At 53.3% G+C, this 18,231-nt stretch carries 16 protein-coding genes; 5 read left to right on the top strand and 11 right to left on the bottom strand.

The window, feature by feature from the left end; all coding sequences use genetic code 11:
• Positions 1-9: 9 nt before the first annotated feature.
• From adrA to ACS603_RS12195, 5 genes are all read right to left on the bottom strand, one after another.
• Positions 10-1,113 (bottom strand): diguanylate cyclase AdrA, encoded by a 1,104-nt coding sequence (gene adrA / locus ACS603_RS12215; protein WP_182059788.1) that lies wholly within the window; start codon positions 1,111-1,113, stop codon positions 10-12.
• A 103-nt stretch (positions 1,114-1,216) separates the two neighbouring features.
• Positions 1,217-1,537 (bottom strand): phosphate starvation-inducible protein PsiF, encoded by a 321-nt coding sequence (gene psiF / locus ACS603_RS12210; RefSeq protein WP_182059787.1) that lies wholly within the window; start codon positions 1,535-1,537, stop codon positions 1,217-1,219.
• A gap of 91 nt (positions 1,538-1,628) precedes the next feature.
• On the bottom strand, positions 1,629-3,044 hold the full coding sequence (phoA, locus tag ACS603_RS12205) for an alkaline phosphatase (RefSeq protein ID WP_315687995.1): 1,416 nt from the start codon (positions 3,042-3,044) through the stop codon (positions 1,629-1,631).
• 99 nt (positions 3,045-3,143) lie between these two features.
• Positions 3,144-3,404 (bottom strand): anti-adapter protein IraP, encoded by a 261-nt coding sequence (gene iraP, locus ACS603_RS12200; RefSeq protein ID WP_182059785.1) that lies wholly within the window; start codon positions 3,402-3,404, stop codon positions 3,144-3,146.
• A 247-nt stretch (positions 3,405-3,651) separates the two neighbouring features.
• A complete protein-coding gene (locus tag ACS603_RS12195; protein WP_182059784.1) occupies positions 3,652-4,866 on the bottom strand; it encodes a multidrug efflux MFS transporter in 1,215 nt (404 codons plus the stop codon).
• Between the two features lie 266 nt (positions 4,867-5,132).
• Between ACS603_RS12195 and ddlA the strand changes: the two genes are divergently transcribed.
• The gene (ddlA, locus tag ACS603_RS12190) at positions 5,133-6,233 is read left to right on the top strand and encodes a D-alanine--D-alanine ligase (RefSeq protein ID WP_474944361.1); all 1,101 of its coding nucleotides are present in this window, start codon (positions 5,133-5,135) and stop codon (positions 6,231-6,233) included.
• Here the strand turns inward: ddlA and ACS603_RS12185 are convergent.
• Complete coding sequence (locus ACS603_RS12185) at positions 6,230-6,466, bottom strand: DUF2754 domain-containing protein (RefSeq protein ID WP_315687994.1); 237 nt, start codon at positions 6,464-6,466, stop codon at positions 6,230-6,232. The genes ddlA and ACS603_RS12185 overlap by 4 nt on opposite strands.
• A gap of 249 nt (positions 6,467-6,715) precedes the next feature.
• Between ACS603_RS12185 and ACS603_RS12180 the strand changes: the two genes are divergently transcribed.
• Positions 6,716-7,021, top strand: coding sequence for a YaiY family protein (locus ACS603_RS12180; RefSeq protein WP_182059781.1), 306 nt, complete (start codon positions 6,716-6,718; stop codon positions 7,019-7,021).
• Here the strand turns inward: ACS603_RS12180 and ACS603_RS12175 are convergent.
• From ACS603_RS12175 to ACS603_RS12165, 3 genes are all read right to left on the bottom strand, one after another.
• Entirely contained in the window at positions 7,018-8,115 is a 1,098-nt protein-coding gene (locus ACS603_RS12175) for a DUF1615 domain-containing protein (protein WP_182059780.1), read from the bottom strand. The genes ACS603_RS12180 and ACS603_RS12175 overlap by 4 nt on opposite strands.
• Before the next feature lie 14 nt (positions 8,116-8,129).
• Positions 8,130-9,350, bottom strand: coding sequence for a peptide antibiotic transporter SbmA (gene sbmA / locus ACS603_RS12170; RefSeq protein ID WP_182059779.1), 1,221 nt, complete (start codon positions 9,348-9,350; stop codon positions 8,130-8,132).
• Between the two features lie 116 nt (positions 9,351-9,466).
• Positions 9,467-10,000, bottom strand: a complete 534-nt coding sequence (locus ACS603_RS12165) for an isochorismatase family protein (protein ID WP_474944360.1) — start codon at positions 9,998-10,000, stop codon at positions 9,467-9,469.
• A gap of 204 nt (positions 10,001-10,204) precedes the next feature.
• Here ACS603_RS12165 and ampH point away from each other — a divergent pair, with 204 nt between their 5' ends.
• Complete coding sequence (ampH, locus tag ACS603_RS12160; protein WP_446492262.1) at positions 10,205-11,362, top strand: D-alanyl-D-alanine-carboxypeptidase/endopeptidase AmpH; 1,158 nt, start codon at positions 10,205-10,207, stop codon at positions 11,360-11,362.
• A gap of 5 nt (positions 11,363-11,367) precedes the next feature.
• On the opposite strand, the gene ACS603_RS12155 is transcribed toward ampH, so the two are convergent.
• Both ACS603_RS12155 and ACS603_RS12150 read right to left on the bottom strand, forming a co-directional pair.
• Positions 11,368-11,994, bottom strand: a complete 627-nt coding sequence (locus ACS603_RS12155) for a helix-turn-helix domain-containing protein (protein WP_182059776.1) — start codon at positions 11,992-11,994, stop codon at positions 11,368-11,370.
• Positions 11,995-12,087: 93 nt separating this feature from the next.
• Positions 12,088-14,862, bottom strand: coding sequence for an autotransporter outer membrane beta-barrel domain-containing protein (locus ACS603_RS12150; protein WP_474944359.1), 2,775 nt, complete (start codon positions 14,860-14,862; stop codon positions 12,088-12,090).
• 552 nt (positions 14,863-15,414) lie between these two features.
• Between ACS603_RS12150 and hemB the strand changes: the two genes are divergently transcribed.
• Complete coding sequence (gene hemB, locus ACS603_RS12145) at positions 15,415-16,389, top strand: porphobilinogen synthase (protein WP_182059774.1); 975 nt, start codon at positions 15,415-15,417, stop codon at positions 16,387-16,389.
• A gap of 118 nt (positions 16,390-16,507) precedes the next feature.
• Positions 16,508-18,231: bifunctional ornithine lipid synthase OlsF (gene olsF, locus ACS603_RS12140; RefSeq protein ID WP_446492260.1), on the top strand; the 1,724-nt coding region annotated here is incomplete at its 3' end.

Raw genomic sequence — 18,231 nt, 5'->3', positions numbered from 1 at the left:
TGTCGGGCGTCAGGCCGCCACTTCGGTGCGACCGCGTCCGGCATTTTTCGCTTTATACAAAGCGACATCTGCCGCTTTCAGCCATTCACGATAGTGCCCAAACTGCGGTCCCCAGGGTGCGACCCCGACGCTAATTCGCAGCCGCTCGGCAGGTGCGCCCCGTAATGATAATTTGGTCAGACGCTCATGCACCCGGGACATGGCCGCAATGGCGCTTTCAGACGTCGTACCCGACATAATCACCGCAAACTCATCACCGCCAAAACGCCCAATGTAATCACCTGCACGCAGCGTCAGTTGCAGCTGACGCGTGATAGCGATAATCGCCTCATCACCCACATCATGCCCCCAGGTGTCATTAATGTTTTTAAAGTGATCGATATCGATGAGCAGTATTGTCGCGGTGCGCTGGCTTCGACGGCAATTTTCGTATTCGTTACGCAGCAGCGTTTCCCAGTAGCGACGGTTAAACACGCCGGTCATGCCATCACGGGTGCTCATCAGCTCCAGTCGTCTCTTATGTTCGGCAAGTCGGATTGCCGTGCGATGGCTTACCCAGGCAAAAAGCATGGGGTAAAGCACCAAAATGGGGAGCGTCAGCCACCACTCCAGCGGCTGAGGGGAAAAGGTGATAACAAGGCCGGTGAGCTGCAGTGTGGCAAGCGCCGTCAACACGGTCATTGCCACGCCAGTAAGGAACAAACGGCAGCCACCAGAGCCCATCATATTCATGCCTATCATCATGACCAGCGCCGCCGTGGGCAGTGCGTTCACCCCCATCAGCCCAATCCATATCCCTGCGATGATGGCATCGACCTTCAGGTTATACATTTCACGGTTGAACGGGTCAGGGGAACGGCAGGCCAGCTGCCAGGCAAGATGCGGCCAGAGAAACGCCCAGCCAACCAGCAGTAGCCACCAGCCGCCGGGAAGAGAATGCGTTACCAGAACGCCCGATATGGGGAAAAACATCGCCCCCAGACCAACCATACGCGCCAGTCTTACCCGCCGGGCAAACTGGGTGCCGGAGCGGTGGGGGTCATCCTGAGAAAGGTTATGATGCCACTCTTCCCGAATGCTTTCGCTATTGTAAAAATTTTCGTCATTCATCATTTTTTGGGAATATTCTGAAACATTTTCCCAAATTATAGAGAGGGGTACTTCGGGGAAAGTATGAATTTTCGGGTGAGCCGTCACGACAACTCACCCGTTAGAACTAGGCTTTTTTCTTCAGACAACCGCTCATGAATTTATTACGATCGTCGCCCTTAAGCGATTGCTCGGTCGCCTGGACGTTGCACTCGCGCATTTTCTGCTGCTGTGGCGTCAGACTTTTTTCCTCTGGCTTTGATGCACCATTTTTGAGGCAATCGCTCATATACGTCTTACGCGCATCTCCTTTGAGGGTCTGCGCCGTGGCCTGTTGGTTACAGGTCGTCATGCGCTGCTGTTGAGGGGTTAAGGTTTTTTCTGCCGCGTTCGCTGAAGCCATCAGAAACACGCCAGAGAGCAGGGTAACCAAAAATGTTATTTTCATTGCACCATCCTTTTGTGAACATTCACTCTAAGTCTGGTTCGTGGTGGGGAAAAAACCACCCGGCAGAGGCGATTTCTGCCGGGTGCGTCTGTTATTTCAGACCGAGTGCCGCTTTCATGGTGTAGAACAGATCGGTTTGATCCGTCAGCCCTACCACGTTCGCCGCATGTGGACCATAGGCGGCAATACGCAGTTGCGTGCCAGTATGTTCCATCGACTCTTCTTCAGAGGTGCCATAGCTCATCACCATCACCGCGCCGTCTTTGGTAGTCAGCGCCTGGGTCAGGCCTGGTGCTTTGGTTTCTGGTGGGATGATCTGGCTGGAGTGCGCATGGTCAGCGGTCACCACCACCAGGGTATTCCCGTCTTTCTTCGCAAATTCCAGCGCCTTCTGTACCGCTTCGTCCAGGTCAACCGTTTCGCCAATCTGACCACACGGATTCGCCGCATGATCTTGCTTATCGATTGACGCGCCTTCGACCTGCAAGAAGAAGCCTTTTTCACTTTTACTCAGCAGGGAAATGGCTTTATCCGTCATGGCCGCAAGCGTCGGGATGCTGTCGTCACGTTTAGGATTCGGCGTACAGGTTACCGCAGGTTTGTCGATGTTGCCGTGGTAAGAGGCTTTTGGGCCTTCCCAACGCACCGGCATGTTGCCATCAGAGAACAGACCCAGCAGCGGTTTATCCTGATTCGCCTGGGTGATCGCCGCCAGAGAGGCAGTATCGCTTACCAGCTGGTAGCCACGCGCTTGCGCTTGTTCGCGCAGCGTTTTTCCCTGCCAGTCGCCAGCAGTTGCCGTTTCAGCAAAGGTTTTTGCGCCACCACCCAGCGTCACATCCGCACGGGCGTTCAGAAGCTGTTCGGTAATCGAACCTTTCCCCCCTTTTTCCAGCGCGTTGGTCGGGCATTTTTCGCTGGTCACAGACGGGCCGTAGCATTTACGCGAGGTAACATGCGACACCAGAGCCGCCGGGGTGGCATCCTGGAGTTCAGCGGTAGAGACGTTACCGGTTGCCAGCCCCGCCGTTTTTGCCATTTCCAGAATGGTTTGATGATCTTTTTCGTGGATATCCACACCCAGTGCGCCATTGTAGGTTTTCACGCCGGTTGACCATGCCGTCGCCGAGGCGGCTGAATCCGTGACGTAATCCGGTTTACCGGTTTTTTTATTCAGTGCGTAATGGGTGTATTGCCCGGTCAAGGGTAATGCATCAATACCCTTAAAGGAGCCACCCGCGCCTTCGGCATAATTTCGCGCAGCGGTAATTTCAGAATCACCCATACCGTCGCCAATCAGCAGAATGATATTTTTGGCAGGCTTCTCATTTAGCGAAGCGCGAATGGCCGCAGTTTGGTCTTCTGACAGGCGACGAGCGCCACCAGGCTGGGTGATATCGCCCTGAGCAGCGCGATTATCCAGTACGCTGGTACTCGTGGATTCAGCATGAATTACAGGGGTAAACAACAGGGGTATTAATGCAATGAAAAGTGCGCTCTGTTTCAATTTATTTTCTCCATGTACAAATACATAAAAAATAAAACAGAGCGACTATAGGCATCCTGCATGACATTTCTATGACACGCCGTCAGGTTTGATGACGGTTTAACTGCGAGGATGCCTTAATAGCTTCTTTACGTATTGCTGAAGCAATTGCGCATCCTCTACCGGAACCAGTGAGTCAGGCCGGGCGTTTTCCAGCGCCACTTCAACGCTGTTAATCAGAGTCTGCTGATCGCTTATCGCCATCTGCCTTAGCAGCGCAGTGACCACAATTTCCAGCGCTTCAACCTGGGCGACCAGTTCTTTTGACTCTTCTTCCTTTTGTGCAAGCTTGACCAGCAACTCAGCAATGAGATTTTTCACTGTGCTATTTCCTTATGTCATTTTTTCAGAACTTAACATTCTGAACCAATAATGCAAAGCGGTGTTGAGCATTATCTTATGCAAAATTGACTTTATAGCCAAAATAAATGACATAACTTATCAGCGAAACGTTTTTCTATTTTTAAAACCCACGAAGGCTAAGCGGGAATATCTCACAAAGGCAGGTCGCATTTTGTTATATAAAAATGCGACCGCCATAAGAATATATAATGTATATCGCAGCGTATTAGCGCGACGATTTTTCCAGCGCTATTTGCTGGCGACGACGAAGCGCAAAAGCCAGCTGGATGATATTCACCAGGATAACCACGGCCGTAGCGGCAAATACCCAACGGAATCCCGCCATTGCCGAAACAGACGCTCCCATCAGCGGGCCTGCGACATTCCCCAAATACATAAACGACTGGTTATATCCAAAGATACGTCCCGTAACCTGATCGCTGGAATATTTCACCAGCAGCGTTTGCACCGCAGGCAACATGGCACCATCGGCAAAGCCCAGCAGGAAGCGTAACACCCCGAGCTGTAGCGGCGACGTGACAAATGACATGGCAAAAAACAGCACAACGGCAAAAATCAGCGTGCCCATTAATATGCGCGCCGTACCGATCCGGTCACCCAGTCTCCCCAGACGCGGTGCAGACATCAGTGCCGAAACGCCCGGCACAGCGGCAATTATCCCGCTGAGAAACGCAATGTTGTTGCTGTCTGGCTCCATCGATTTAATAAACAGCGCGAGGATCGGGCCGACCGAGCCATTACAAAGCTGAATCACCATCGTAGTGACGAAGAGGCTAATCATCAGGCCCGGATAGGGTAACGTGGCAAACACGGCTTTCCCGCTCAGGCGTTCTGACTTGCTTACAACCGGTCGCCCACCCTCTTTGATCAAAAACAGGGTGACCAGGAAGCTTATCACCAGAAGCGCTGCCGTAATAAAGAACACCGCCCGCAATCCCACGTTGTCGGCCAGGAAGCCGCCCATCAGCGGGCCGCCAATCACGCCGCTTATCTGGGCTGTTGAAAGGGTGCTAAGCGCCCAGCCGCTACGCTCACGTGGCACTTGCGATGCCACCAGCGCCATGGCATTAGGAATATACCCGGATGTCAGCCCCATCAGGGCGCGCAGCACAAACAGCTGCCAGACGTTTGTGGCAAAAGCCTGGAGCAGTATTGCCACCGCCATTCCAAGCGATGCGCGCAGCAGCATCAGCTTGCGCCCTTTTCTGTCTGCCAGGCTGCCCCACATAGGCGAGACAATGGCAGAAACCAGAAACGTGACGCTGAACACCAGACCCGACCACATCGAAAGCGCTTCATGGGATGAAACACCCAGTTGCGAAACGTACAGTGGTAAGAACGGTAAAATCTGGCTAATGGCAAGTCCGGTAAAAAAACAGCCAAACCAGACCGATATAAGGTTAACTTTCCAGGATTCCATAACAGACGCAATCTTCATTTTTAGGCGAATTCGCCTACAGATTAGCAAGTTACGTGCATTCACGTAGCGCCAGAGATGCGGGCATGGATGACTTTGGTGTTTTATCTTCCCAGTCATCATATTTGTGAAACATGTCACAAATTATCCGTTAGCAGGTGGTGATTTATGCTTTAAAAACCACACCCAAACATTATGGCAGAAGGCCGGGAAACCCGCAGGGCATCGTGGTATGTTATAGGCTTTTCGTCAGACTGGAAGAGAGTGAAATGGCTAAGCAGCGGGTGGGTATTGTCTTTGGGGGAAAATCAGCGGAACACGAGGTGTCGTTGCAATCGGCAAAGAATATTGTCGATGCGATTGATAAAAACCGCTTCGAGGTTGTACTGCTGGGCATTGATAAACAGGGTCAGTGGCATGTCAATGATGCCGGCCAATATCTGTTAAATGCTGACGATCCGGCACATATCGCGCTTAATCCATCTGAAATCAGCGTTGCCACTGTCCCGGGCAAAGTTCAGGGGCAGTTTATCGACGCAGGTAATGCGCAGGCACTGGCGCAAATCGAGGTTATTTTCCCGATTGTTCACGGCACCCTGGGTGAAGATGGTTCCTTGCAGGGGATGCTGCGTATGGCAAACCTGCCGTTTGTCGGCTCTGATGTGCTGGGCTCCGCCGCCTGCATGGACAAAGACGTCACGAAACGCCTGTTGCGCGATGCGGGGCTGAACATTGCGCCATTTATCACCCTCACCCGCGCCAACCGCGACAAACACAGCTTCGCCAGCATCAGCGCCCAACTGGGCCTGCCGTTGTTCGTTAAGCCTGCCAATCAGGGTTCCTCTGTTGGGGTCAGCAAAGTGAACAGCGAAGCGCAGTTCAATGAAGCCGTTCGCCTGGCTTTCGGGTTCGATCATAAAGTGGTGGTTGAGCAGGGCATCAAAGGCCGCGAAATTGAATGTGCGGTACTGGGCAACGATTTCCCGCAGGCGAGCACCTGTGGCGAAGTGGTGTTAAACAGCGATTTCTACTCTTACGACACCAAGTACATAGATGACAAAGGCGCGCAGGTAGTGGTGCCAGCAGCAATCGATCCGGCCATTAACGACAAGATCCGCGCGATCGCCGTTGAAGCGTATCAGGCACTGGGCTGCGCCGGCATGGCACGTGTCGACGTGTTCCTGACGCCAGAAAACGAAGTGGTGATTAACGAGATCAACACGCTGCCTGGCTTTACCAATATCAGCATGTATCCAAAACTGTGGCAGGCGAGCGGTATCAGCTACCCAGAGTTGATCACCCGCCTGATCGAACTGGCGCTGGAGCGTCACGCTGCCGACTGCGCCCTCAAAAGCTCCGTAAACGGTTAATCGGCTTTCTTTGCCGTATCCGTTGTATCCGCTGTCGCCTCTTCAGGCCGACGGCGGATAATCAATCCCGCCAGCCAGAAACTGATCACCCACGTCACCATGCCGACGGCATAGGTTTGCCAGCCTTTTGCGTCAAATCCCAGCAGCCCCACAACCCCGTTGAGAATGAAAATAAGGCCGATAGCAAAGGCGTAATAATGCCAGTCACGGCGTAGTTTGGAAGTGAGCTTCATGGGGACTCCGGCAGAAAAAAAGACATCCTCTCACAGTTTCGCGACCAGGTCTGTGGCGGGATGCGGGAATTCTTAAACGCGTCGCAATTTCACTTAAGTCATAAAACTGTGATCCGATGCAGAAATCGACAATCCAGGAGAATTCCTTAGGGCAAATTACCACGATTCTGATATTGACAAATGCTATGACCTGTCAGACTCCACCTGTACGACGCATTTATGAGCAGAGTGATATTACGGGAGGTCTTTATGGCTGATTTTACATTGTCGAAACCGATTTTTGGCGGCAAACAACCAAAAACCTCTACGGCAGGCAATATCGCCTATGCCCTGTTTGTGCTGTTCTGCTTCTGGGCAGGCTCACAGCTTCTTAATATGCTGGTCCATGCACCAGGCGTCTATGAACACCTGATGCAGGTTCAGGATACGGGCCGCCCTCAGGTAGAAATAGGCTTCGGTGTCGGCACGGTCTTCGGGTTAATTCCCTTCCTCGCAGGCTGCATGATCCTGGGCGTCGTGGCCCTTGTGCTGCGCTGGCGTCGCCACCATCGTTAAAGCGCCATACAGCGAGCCCGACGTTCATCCACGCGTTTTGCAAACCAGGCGGTAGTGAGATTACGCGTAATCTTCGGGCTCTCAAGCTGGATACCTGGCAGGATGGCTTTCGGTAGCGCCTTGCCGCTCTTCTGCTCTGCGAGCTTAAATACCTGCTGATACAGATCCGTTTTCTCAAACGCCAGACTGTCTCCTTTCTCCAGCTGACGGCGGATCTCGCTGTTGCTCATCCCCAGTTTCGCAGACAATTTACGCACAGCCAGCTCAGTGGTGCCCGCTTCGCTGCTGCCATAAGCAATGAGATCGCCATCCAGCGCCAGTTTCACTCCGCTGGCGCGGCTCACAGCGCTCTGGAATGCGGCATTGCGGCTGGCATACCAGCCTGCGTTAAAGTCAGCAAAGCGGTACAGCGGCTCGCTGTAGTTGGCCGGATAGTTCAGCAGATGATAAGTGCCAAACCAGAGTCCCCCCCGCAGGGAGAACACTTCCTGGCGCACCGTGCCGTCGATTTTCCACGGATAGCCATCGGTGTGCTTTTCTGCAAACGCGATACTGACCTGCATCGGCCCGCCGGTATGGACCGGGTTAAGCGAGCCAAACAGCTTCTGCCCCATCGGCACCATACTGATGAAATCATCAAAAATGGCGCTCAGCTGTTTCTCGGTTTTCACCGTGTCCAGCCGTTCGCTGTAGGTTTTGCCATTTGGCGAGGTGATTTTGAGTGCGGTATGCACCAGGAATACCGGGATATGCATTGACTCAGCGCGGCGGTCTATCTCTTTCCAGGCAATTTTGTTCAGCCCTGGCACCGCCGGGTCGGACTGGTACATCGACTCCTGCTGAGCGACGGCCAGCACCGAGCAGATATTCTCCTCGGTGGGGGCAATCTTCTGGCTGTCAAACGTCCTGGCTAATGCATCTGCCCACGCATTGCGGTCCTTCACGCTGGCGGGCATTTTTTGCCGTACAACGCTTGCCACATCCAGTGGTTTTTCACCCTTTTTAAGCGGGGCTGCCCCTTTTTCGGCACAGCCCGCCAGAACCAGGGCGGCCAGCAAGGACAACGGTAACGCGCGTGGTACGGCAAATGGCATAACAACTCCCTGTATTAGCTAAATGTATTGGTCACTTCCTGAAGATCACGATCGTCAAGCTCGCGCTCGAAGCTGCGTAAACGCTTGTAGATAGACATCAGTTCAACCAGCGTGGTCCAGGAGCTGATCAGATACTGGAATGAACCACGAACCTGACCAAAGACGTTGGTGATTTGCGTCATCAGACCGAGCGTAATCGTACCCGCAACAATAGACGGGAACAGCAGGAACAAACCGAAAACGTTATCGACCTGCAAATACAGAATACGGGCAATGTTGAAATACATGTAATGGAAATAGAGGCGGAAATAGTTACGGCGCACCGCGCCAAACAGCTCGCGTACGGTCGGCGGCGAGGCGCGGTTCACGTCATCTTCGCCATAGACCAGCTCTTTACGGTAGGCCGCTTCCACGCGCTGGTTTTTAAACTCAAGCCCGGGCAGTTTGATCCCAACCACCGCCAGCAAGCCCGTCCCCATCAGCGACCAGACAATCGCAGCGATCACCAGACCATATGGCAGATGCCCGACAATCGGCAGATCGGGAACATGCGCCGAAAGGGTGACAAGTACCGGCAGGAAGGCAATCAGCGTCATAATGGCATTGATAAAACTCACGCCCATATCTTCAAGCGTGGAGGCAAATCGCATGGTGTCTTCCTGCACACGCTGTGCAGCACCTTCGATATGACGCAGATGTTGCCAGTGCGCCATATAGTGTTCGTTCATCGCGGTACGCCAGCGGAAAACGTAGTGGCTGACAAAGAAGTTGTTCATCACCCCAATCACAACCGCAATCAGCGCAATGCCGAGGAAGATCCCGACCTCATGGTAGAACTGGTCAATCGTCACCTTATGCGGCGCGCTCAGCGCGGTCTGGATCAGATCGTAGAATGGTGCGTACCAGGCGTTAACCGCCACGCCCACTTCCACCAGGAACCAGGTGACAAAGATGATGAGCGAGGTCCCCAGAATCGACCAGTTTTGCCAGCGATGCGGAGAGTAGACAAACCAGAACAGCGCAAACAGGCCAACACACACGGCATAGTAAGCGTAAAACAGCAGATAGCTCAGCGACCAGAAGCGAGCCGCGCTAATGGGCACCTCGCCCGTTGCACCCACGATGCGCGTTAACCACGTGCCGCCGCCCGCCTGCCAGAAAATGACAGCGATCAGTGCCCAAATAAATGCCGACAGGAAAAAAGGCCCCGGCTTTGGGAAAAAAGACTTAAACATAATGCTTCCTTCTTGTTGTTATGGCTGTTGCTGTGTTCAACATATCACCAAACGAAAACGCTGCTACGGGCCAGCGCGCTGGCCCGGGCAAAAAGGTCAGACCCGATGGATTATTATTAGTTCGCTTTCCAGTTTTCGAGAATTGTTTCGGTGAATTTCACCTTCGGTGGGTTCAGGGGGGCAATAAAATTACGCCAGACATCGTTATAGTGGTTAATCAGGATTTGCGCCTGCGCCGCCGGGCGGTCTGCGGTGGTATGGGCATCTTCCGCTACCGTAATGTGATAGCCACGGCTCACGCCATTTTTGATGGTGGCATCGACACAGTAATCGGTGGCACAGCCGCAAATGACAAACGCTTGAATATCCTGCTCACGCAGCAGTGCTTCCAGCCCGGTGTTATAGAATGAATCACAGGCGGTCTTGGTGACATAAAATGCCCCCGCAGGCTGTTCTACTTCAGGCAGCAGCGCAAACCCTTCACTCCCCTCTTCAAGCCCGCCGGCCTCGGTATGTTGAATAAAAATGACCGTGTCGGCAGCCTTCGTGAGCTGATTGATGCGGGAAACACACTGTTCGCGCTGATGACGCGGCGTTTCAAACACGCCTTGCTGCATATCGACAACCATAACCACACGCTTCTCAGACATAGCCCTCTCCGAAAGATTGAGTGAGATAAACGACTATCATAAGCCCGATGTCACAAAATGGGAGACTGCGATCCAGGAAATTGTTCTTATTTACCCGCGGTTACGTTTTTCTCGCTATCGTTATGCAATTCGACCCATTGCACCGCGCCGATTAGTAGTATAAATACGCATTAATTTCTTCATTCACTTCATGGATGCATTTCGTTGAAACGTTGTCTGTTATCTTTCGCCGCGCTGTGTGCGGTGAGCCTGTCTACCGCCCAGGCAGCCCAGCCGCTGACAGCCCCTGCTTTTGCCTCAGATATTGCCGACCGCTACGCTAACCTTATCTATTACGGCAGCGGTGCAACCGGTATGGCGCTGGTGGTTATCGACGGTAACCAGCGTGTGTTCCGTAGCTTTGGGGAAACGCGTCCAGGAAATAATATCCACCCGCAGCTGGATTCGGTTATCCGTATCGCCTCATTAACCAAGTTAATGACCAGCGAAATGCTGGTGAAAATGCTCGATCAGGGCGTGGTTAAACTCAACGATCCGCTCAGTAAATATGCCCCGCCAGGCGCACATGTTCCCACCTATCAGGGTGCTCCGATCACGCTGGTGAATCTGGCGACTCACACCAGTGCCCTGCCGCGTGAACAACCCGGCGGCGCGGCACACCGTGCGGTCTTCGTCTGGCCAACGCGGGAACAACGCTGGAGCTACCTGAACACGGCGACGCTGAAATCCGAGCCGGGTTCGCAGGCTTCCTATTCCAACCTGGCGTTTGATCTGCTTGCCGATGCGTTATCAACGGCATCCGGCAAGCCGTATCCGCAGCTGTTTGAAGAACAAATCACGCGTCCGCTGGGCATGAAAGACACCACCTTTACCCCTTCCCCCGACCAGTGTGGGCGCCTGATGGTGGCGGAAAAAGGGGCGAGTCCGTGTAATAACACCCTGGCAGCTATCGGCAGTGGCGGCGTTTACTCCACGCCGGGCGACATGATGCGCTGGATGCAACAATTCCTCTCTTCTGATTTCTACGCTCGCAGCAACCAGGCCGATCGAATGCAAACGCTGATTTACCAGCGTAATCAGCTGCACCGTGTGATTGGCATGGACGTGCCGGGCAAAGCGGATGCACTCGGTATGGGCTGGGTCTATCTGGCACCGAAAAATGGTCGCCCGGGGATCATTCAGAAAACCGGTGGTGGCGGTGGCTTTATCACCTATATGGCGATGATCCCGCAGGCAAACGTGGGCGCATTTGTGGTTGTGACCCGCTCGCCGAATACCCGTTTCGTCAATATGAGTGACGGTATTAATAATTTAGTTGCCGAGCTGAGCGCCAATAAAGAGAAGGTCGTTCCGGCTTCGTAAAGTGACTAATATTCCGCGGGCAAACGGTTGATACTGACCAGTTTGCCCCGGCTCATATTGATGTAATTCCCCTGCCGTAACGCGGCCAGTACCTCCGCGACGACCGAACGCGAGATGCGTGTGCGTCGCTGAATGTAGTTCATGACGCCGACCCGCGAGCGCAGCGTTTCGTCCCAACCCGCCATTACCAGCAGCGTCGAGCGGATCTGGCTGTAGGAGTTATTCCCCACCAGTTGCCCGTCACGGGATTCCATCATTTTGTGGTTCCACGAAAGCCAGCAGAAGGCATCGCGCCACAGATGCGCTTGCTGTATATAGCTGCGAGTGGCATCAGCCGGAAGATAGAAGCCGGAGCACGGTGTTTGTGCAATCAGCGTATATTGCGACCCGCAGCCTGCCATGCCGGCATTCAGGCCCAGGATAAACGGTGCGGTAATAATCTCGACCAGCAGATCGTCCTGCTGGCGGTTAATGGTTAACGTGCCGCTTTGCAGAAACAGGGTGTAGTGGTCATCGTCGTAACAGTCGCCAAAAAGGGTTTGTTCACCGGAAAGATGAAAAGGCGTGCTGTAAGGGGCCAGGCATTTTTCAAGCCGGGTAAATTCGGGAAGTGGTTTTGCGTAATGGTCCATGCCAACCTCAAGTCGTCCTTGCCTGATGGCGCTCTATCGCTGTCTTTTCGTGATTAACAATACGGGGAGGCGAACCTCCCCGGACAAAACATATTACCAGGTGTACTTCACGCCCACATTGGCACCCCAGTTCTGCTCGACGTCGCCGCCGCCCAGGTAGGTTGCATCTGAATAAGCACTGAAGTTTTTGGTGAAGCTGAACTGTGTCCCCAGACCTACACGCACCGCAGAGCCTTTCACACCGTTATCAATGCTGTCACCGTTAACATCGGCGCTGTTGTCAGCGTCGTCATACACGTATGCCAGTTTGAAGTACGGGGTCAGCGCCTGATCGGAGCCGTAGCTGAAGGTATAACCGGTATCAACACCCACTTCGTAACGCAGGCTGTCGTAGGATTGATCGCCCACCTTCATATCGTTGCTCAGTTGGTAGTTGTCGCCAGACTGGAACAGCCCGGACATCGCCGCGTATGGCGTCACATAGCCAGACTCGTTAACCTTCCAGTCGTAACCCAGTTTCATGCCGAAGCCCCAGGCATCAGTAGTGGTGTTACCATCCACATACTGACCGTTGCTCATGGTGGCGGAGAGATCGTTATTGAAACGTGAGTAGCTCAGAGAAGCATCAATAAAGACATCGCTGGCAAACTTCGCAGAGGAGTAAACCATTGCTGTCTGGCTGTCCTGATCAACCTGACCGCTACGATCGCTCAGATCGCCTTTTGCGAAGCCCGCAGCACCACCGATCAGCCATTTCGCGTCATTGCCGTCGATGTGTGTATCCACACCGACCATAATGCCGCTGGCGTCCTGGTCGTAGCTGATGATCCCGTTGTCACCATCAAGATTCCCACCGAAGAAGCTCACCCAGGCACCACCGTTATCCGTCAGACCATGGCGGCTGTTGGTGATACGTGTGCTCAGCGTATCCTGCTGGAGGTTCCAGATGTTGGCATTTGCAGAAGGGATGCTCAGCGCCATATTCGCGTAGTCGGTCAGCTCTTGCTGGTGCAGAACGACGGTATCGCCTTGTTGCAGCGCGCTATAGGTATACGCACCTAAATCCGCTTTGTTTGCCGCAGTAAAGGTGGCTTTGGTATTGGCGTTATTATCATAAACGCGAATAACTTCATTATTTTTATAATCAGCAACAGAGCCTGCGCCGGTGGCATTATCAATGCGCACCTTGTAGTTGCCGGCAACTTCACCATTCACGGCCAGGTGGCCATCGGCATTAAGCGCAACCACACCGTAGTCGTAACCCGTCGCATGACGATCGTTGGTGATATAGCGGGCGTTATTCAGATCGCTGTTCAGCACGTAGTCGCGGCTGGCGACATTCAGCACACCGCCGTCGGTCAATACCATGTTGTGGGTGTCAACCTGGCCCAGGCCAAGCGCCAGCTCAGCACCGTTATCCACGGTGATGGTATTGGCGTACAGTCCGGCGGTTTCTTGCGTCAGCGTTGCAAGGCTACCGCTGTCCAGATAGAGGCTGTCGGTTGCAACACCACCGCTGTCCCCGATATTCAGGGAAGACGCTCCGGTCAGGGTAATGGTATCTGCCAGCAGACCAGAATCTTCGACATTCACCTGCGAGCCGCTGTTCACGGTCAGGGTATCGATGTTAGATGTCTTGCGGGTATCCCATTCCGATCCGCCGTTCAGTGTCACATCAAACAGACCGCTCTGATACACCGCCTCGCCCGCCACGTGGCCAGTGCTGTCGAAGGTTGAGGTCGGCCAGATACTGTTTGCCGTCAGGGCTGTCCAGTCCACACCGCTGTAACCCAGACCGTACATCTGGGATTCACTAATGGCCTCAACGCTGGACTGAGCAGCGCCCACCCATTTGCTGCCATTATTCAGCGTCACATCCAGCTTGTCAGTGTCATCCCAACCGTTGGTAGTAGGGTTGTATACCCCATCATCCGTGGTATCGGTGGCAGGATCGCCGTTCACATAGAAGTTGTTATCGAAGGTGCTGGAGAAAAGAATGTCGCCCGTGATGGTGGAGTTGTCGAACGTAGCGGTGGTTTGCATCGCATTATCCGCTGCGCTGGCTGCGACAATCAGGGCGGCATCATCAGCGGAGGTCGCGTTAGTTTCAGCGTAATCACTCGGCTTCGCCGTCTGGCCGTAGAAACCAGAGGTACCCAGATCGCTGTATGCGCCAGAGGTCAGCACGGAGTCTTTCACGACCAGAGTATTGGTAAAGACGTTACTGCTGTTCGCAACACCCTCAACGCTGTCATACGGCGTATTATCCAGCTCCTGCTCCCCTTGCGTCAGGGTAATGCCCGCGATGCGTGAGTTATTCTGAATAACAATATCGGATTCCACATCCAGCGTAATCGCGTTACCCAGACCATAGGTGTCCAGATACTGCGTGGTGCTGGTATCGCCATCCGTCACGTTATAAGCGTAATGCTCATAAATGTCGTTAATGGTCGAGTTATCGACCGTCAGGCTAAAACGATCGTACTGCGCGTGGGTTGTCCCGTCAGTATCTACCCCGTCTGCACATTCAGTTGTCATACACCCGGAGGTGATCATGCCATTGATTGTGCTGTTGGTGATGGACAGGGAATTCGCGCGGCCATTCGCACCGTCATCAAGATAATAGGTCGAGATAACGCCATTCACCGTGGACTTGTTGATGACCGGGTAGATATCGTCGTCGCTCGACGTGTCTGAATAGTCCCAGTCGGCATAGCCATAATACCAGGGTGACGTAACCGTACTGTCGTAACCAAAAGTATTATAGGTTGTCCCCGAGATATCTTTAGCATTTGCCTGAGAAGCGATAGCCAATGTACAGGCTAATGCAATTTGAGATACAACCAGTTTCTTTTTCCATGTTTGCATTGAGTCATCCCTCCTCAGGGACGTAAGCAAGTTTGTCCGTCAAATAACCATTGCAATGATATATTGCGAAAAGGATTATGCCGTCTCAAAGGAAAAAGGTTCAATGAGTCTTTCCATTAAGTCCGAATACAGACAATGAGCATGGATAATTAAATATTGAAATTAAAAACACAATAAAAACAACATATTAAAACACGACAACAAAATCAAAAAGGAAAGTTAGATTATTAAATGATCATCTGTGGTTATATTTATATGACAATCTAAAAGTCAGGTAAATACCATTAAGAACACATCCAAAATAAAGAACAAAAAAAGAAGGTAAAACTTATTCATACAAAACCCGTTCAGCCTGCGATGAATAATCAACATCAATTAAAAGTAAGAATATCCACTATTTATAATATGTATTATTTCGCATTGATTTACGTGCCTGTTCAAATATTAAATAACAGCGTCTGCCTGTCATTGCCTAAACGACCACTTTAGTAAAACAGACAGGCTTCATTTCGGGTACACTGTGCCTCATTGTTCCTCAACGTCAGGCATATCATGACCGATTTAATTGCTCGTCCCCGTCGCCTGCGCAAGTCACCGGCACTGCGCGCTATGTTTGAAGAGACAACACTGACCTTAAACGATCTGGTGTTGCCGATTTTTGTTGAAGAAGAGATCGATGATTACAAAGCCATCGATGCTATGCCGGGCGTCATGCGCATCCCGGAAAAGCATCTGGCACGTGAGATCGAACGCATTGCGAATGCGGGTATCCGCTCGGTTATGACCTTTGGCATTTCCCATCATACCGATGCCACCGGCAGCGATGCGTGGAAAGAAGACGGCCTGGTCGCGCGCATGTCGCGCATCTGCAAAGAGACCGTGCCTGAAATGATCGTCATGTCTGACACCTGCTTCTGCGAATACACCTCTCACGGCCATTGCGGTGTGCTGTGCGATCACGGTGTGGATAACGACGCTACCCTGATGAACCTGGGCAAGCAGGCCGTTGTTGCCGCTGCTGCCGGTGCCGATTTCATCGCCCCTTCTGCGGCGATGGATGGCCAGGTCCAGGCGATCCGTCAGGCGCTGGATGCCGCCGGTTTCACCGACACGGCTATCATGTCCTATTCCACTAAATTCGCCTCCTCTTTCTACGGCCCGTTCCGTGAAGCCGCTGGCACGGCGCTGAAAGGCGATCGTAAAACCTACCAGATGAACCCACTAAACCGCCGCGAAGCGATCCGCGAATCCCTGCTCGATGAAGCCCAGGGTGCAGATTGCCTGATGGTGAAACCGGCTGGCGCGTATCTGGATATCCTGCGCGACATCCGCGAACGTACCGAACTGCCGCTGGGTGCATACCAGGTGAGCGGTGAATACGCGATGATCAAATTCGCCGCGCAGGCGGGTGCGATTGATGAAGAGAAAGTGATCCTCGAAAGCCTGGGCGCTATCAAACGCGCGGGCGCGGATCTGATCTTCAGCTATTTCGCACTGGATCTGGCCGAGAAGAAAATTCTGCGTTAATCCGCATGGCCTCTCTCCCCCAGGGAGAGAGGCGTCTGGTGCAATAACTTCACCAAACTGCAATACAAACGACATCTCCCCCTTCTACTGTCTGGGCAAGACGGCAGGAGGAGTTACCATGTTTAGTCTCGACAGCGTTCTCGATGACCTTTGGCCACAGGCGAGGCCCGCACCCTGGCAAAAAAGTCTGTTAAAAAGACTGTTCTACGAAGAAGAATTCCAGCAGTTTGCAGCAAACCACCGCCACCTGAAAGGGCTGGATATGGTGGAGCAAGTCCTGGAGCATCTCGATATTCTCTGCACCGTTTCCGCCCGCGATCTCGAACAAATCCCCGAACATGGCCCCCTGGTCATTATCGCTAACCACCCCACCGGCACCCTTGACGGCCTGGCACTGATGTATGCCGTTTCGCGCGTGCGCCGTGATGTGAAAGTGGTGACTAACCGGATGCTGACGCACCTGGAGCCACTCAGCTCGCTGTTTATTCCGGTGGACAATATGGGTGGCAAGACGGCGAAAACATCGCTGGTGCAGATGGAACAACATCTGCAAAACGCCGGGGTACTGATTTTCTTCCCGGCGGGTGAAGTATCCCGCCCGACGCGCAAAGGTATTCGCGATAAAAAATGGCACTCTGGCTTTATCAAGCTGGCCAGCAAACTGCGCGCGCCGCTGCTGCCGGTGCATATTCAGGCGCATAACAGCCTGCTCTTTTACGCCAGCACGCTGGTCTCGCCGACGCTCTCCATGCTGCTGTTAATGCAGCAGATGTTCCGTCGCCGCCACAGCCAGCTGCCGATTAAAGTAGGCCAACAAATCAGCTGGGATAACTGGTTTAGCACCACACTTTCACCACGTGAGATGGCCGAACAGTGCCGTCAGCACGTGATGCGTCTTGGCAAGGGACTGCCTGGCGTATTCAAAACCCAGTGCGCCATTGCGCGCCCGGAAGACCGGGCTACGTTAAAACGCGAGCTGGCGCAGGCCGAGTGTCTGGGGAAAACCAGCGACGGTAAAACTATCTATCTGTGGCAACGCAACGCGCAGGAAGATGCCCCACTTCTGCGTGAACTGGGGCGTCTGCGCGAAATTGCGTTTCGCGCCGTGGGGGAAGGCAGCGGCAAACGCCGTGACACCGACAGCTACGACGACGACTATTTGCACCTGATCCTGTGGGATGACGAGGATCTGGAAATTGTCGGCGCATATCGCTTTATGCCAACGGCAATGCAGGTCGACAGGCGTGGTCTGGACGGGCTGTACAGCTATAGCCTGTTCCACTACGACGACAAAATGCAGGATGTGCTGGAACACGGTATTGAACTGGGGCGCAGCTTTATTCAGCCGCGCTACTGGGGACGCCGTGGGCTGGATTATCTGTGGTCAGGGATTGGCGCCTATCTGGCGCGTTATCCGCACTATCGCTATCTGTTTGGCCCAGTTTCCATTTCCGGTGGATTACCGCCTGCGGCACGGGATCTGCTGGTAGCGTTTTACCGCCTGTGGTTCCCGGCAAGCCATCCGTTAGCAGCCTCACGTCGGCCTTATCCGGCATCGCTGCCGGACGTGCTGGCCCAGTTTGGCGGCGTCGATTATGTGGACGATCTGACGAAGCTGAAATCTCTTCTCGGAAATCTGGGTTGTGGTATTCCACCGCTCTACAAACAGTATTCTGAGCTGTGCCAGCCTGGTGGGGTGCAGTTTATCGATTTTGGCAGCGATCCGGCATTCAACAACTGCATCGATGGGCTGGTGCTGGTGGACTTAACCTGTCTCAAGGCGAATCGCTATCAGCGGTATATTGAGGCGCATTTAATACCCTCACCCCTGCCCTCTCCCTG

Source organism: Enterobacter sp. Li2LvB3 (genome assembly GCF_056156645.1).
Note: the sequence above shows the minus strand (reverse complement) of the source record. Positions and strands in the feature narration are given on the sequence as shown.

Bases quoted from the DNA above. Each gene is read 5' to 3' on its own strand.
- adrA (WP_182059788.1), bottom strand. From the start codon at position 1,113: ATGATGAATGACGAAAATTTTTACAATAGCGAAAGCATTCGGGAAGAG.
- psiF (WP_182059787.1), bottom strand. From the start codon at position 1,537: ATGAAAATAACATTTTTGGTTACCCTGCTCTCTGGCGTGTTTCTGATG.
- ACS603_RS12195 (WP_182059784.1), bottom strand. From the start codon at position 4,866: ATGGAATCCTGGAAAGTTAACCTTATATCGGTCTGGTTTGGCTGTTTT.
- ddlA (WP_474944361.1), top strand. From the start codon at position 5,133: ATGGCTAAGCAGCGGGTGGGTATTGTCTTTGGGGGAAAATCAGCGGAA.
- ACS603_RS12185 (WP_315687994.1), bottom strand. From the start codon at position 6,466: ATGAAGCTCACTTCCAAACTACGCCGTGACTGGCATTATTACGCCTTT.
- ACS603_RS12180 (WP_182059781.1), top strand. From the start codon at position 6,716: ATGGCTGATTTTACATTGTCGAAACCGATTTTTGGCGGCAAACAACCA.
- ACS603_RS12175 (WP_182059780.1), bottom strand. From the start codon at position 8,115: ATGCCATTTGCCGTACCACGCGCGTTACCGTTGTCCTTGCTGGCCGCC.
- sbmA (WP_182059779.1), bottom strand. From the start codon at position 9,350: ATGTTTAAGTCTTTTTTCCCAAAGCCGGGGCCTTTTTTCCTGTCGGCA.
- ACS603_RS12165 (WP_474944360.1), bottom strand. From the start codon at position 10,000: ATGTCTGAGAAGCGTGTGGTTATGGTTGTCGATATGCAGCAAGGCGTG.
- ACS603_RS12155 (WP_182059776.1), bottom strand. From the start codon at position 11,994: ATGGACCATTACGCAAAACCACTTCCCGAATTTACCCGGCTTGAAAAA.
- ACS603_RS12150 (WP_474944359.1), bottom strand. From the start codon at position 14,862: ATGCAAACATGGAAAAAGAAACTGGTTGTATCTCAAATTGCATTAGCC.
- hemB (WP_182059774.1), top strand. From the start codon at position 15,415: ATGACCGATTTAATTGCTCGTCCCCGTCGCCTGCGCAAGTCACCGGCA.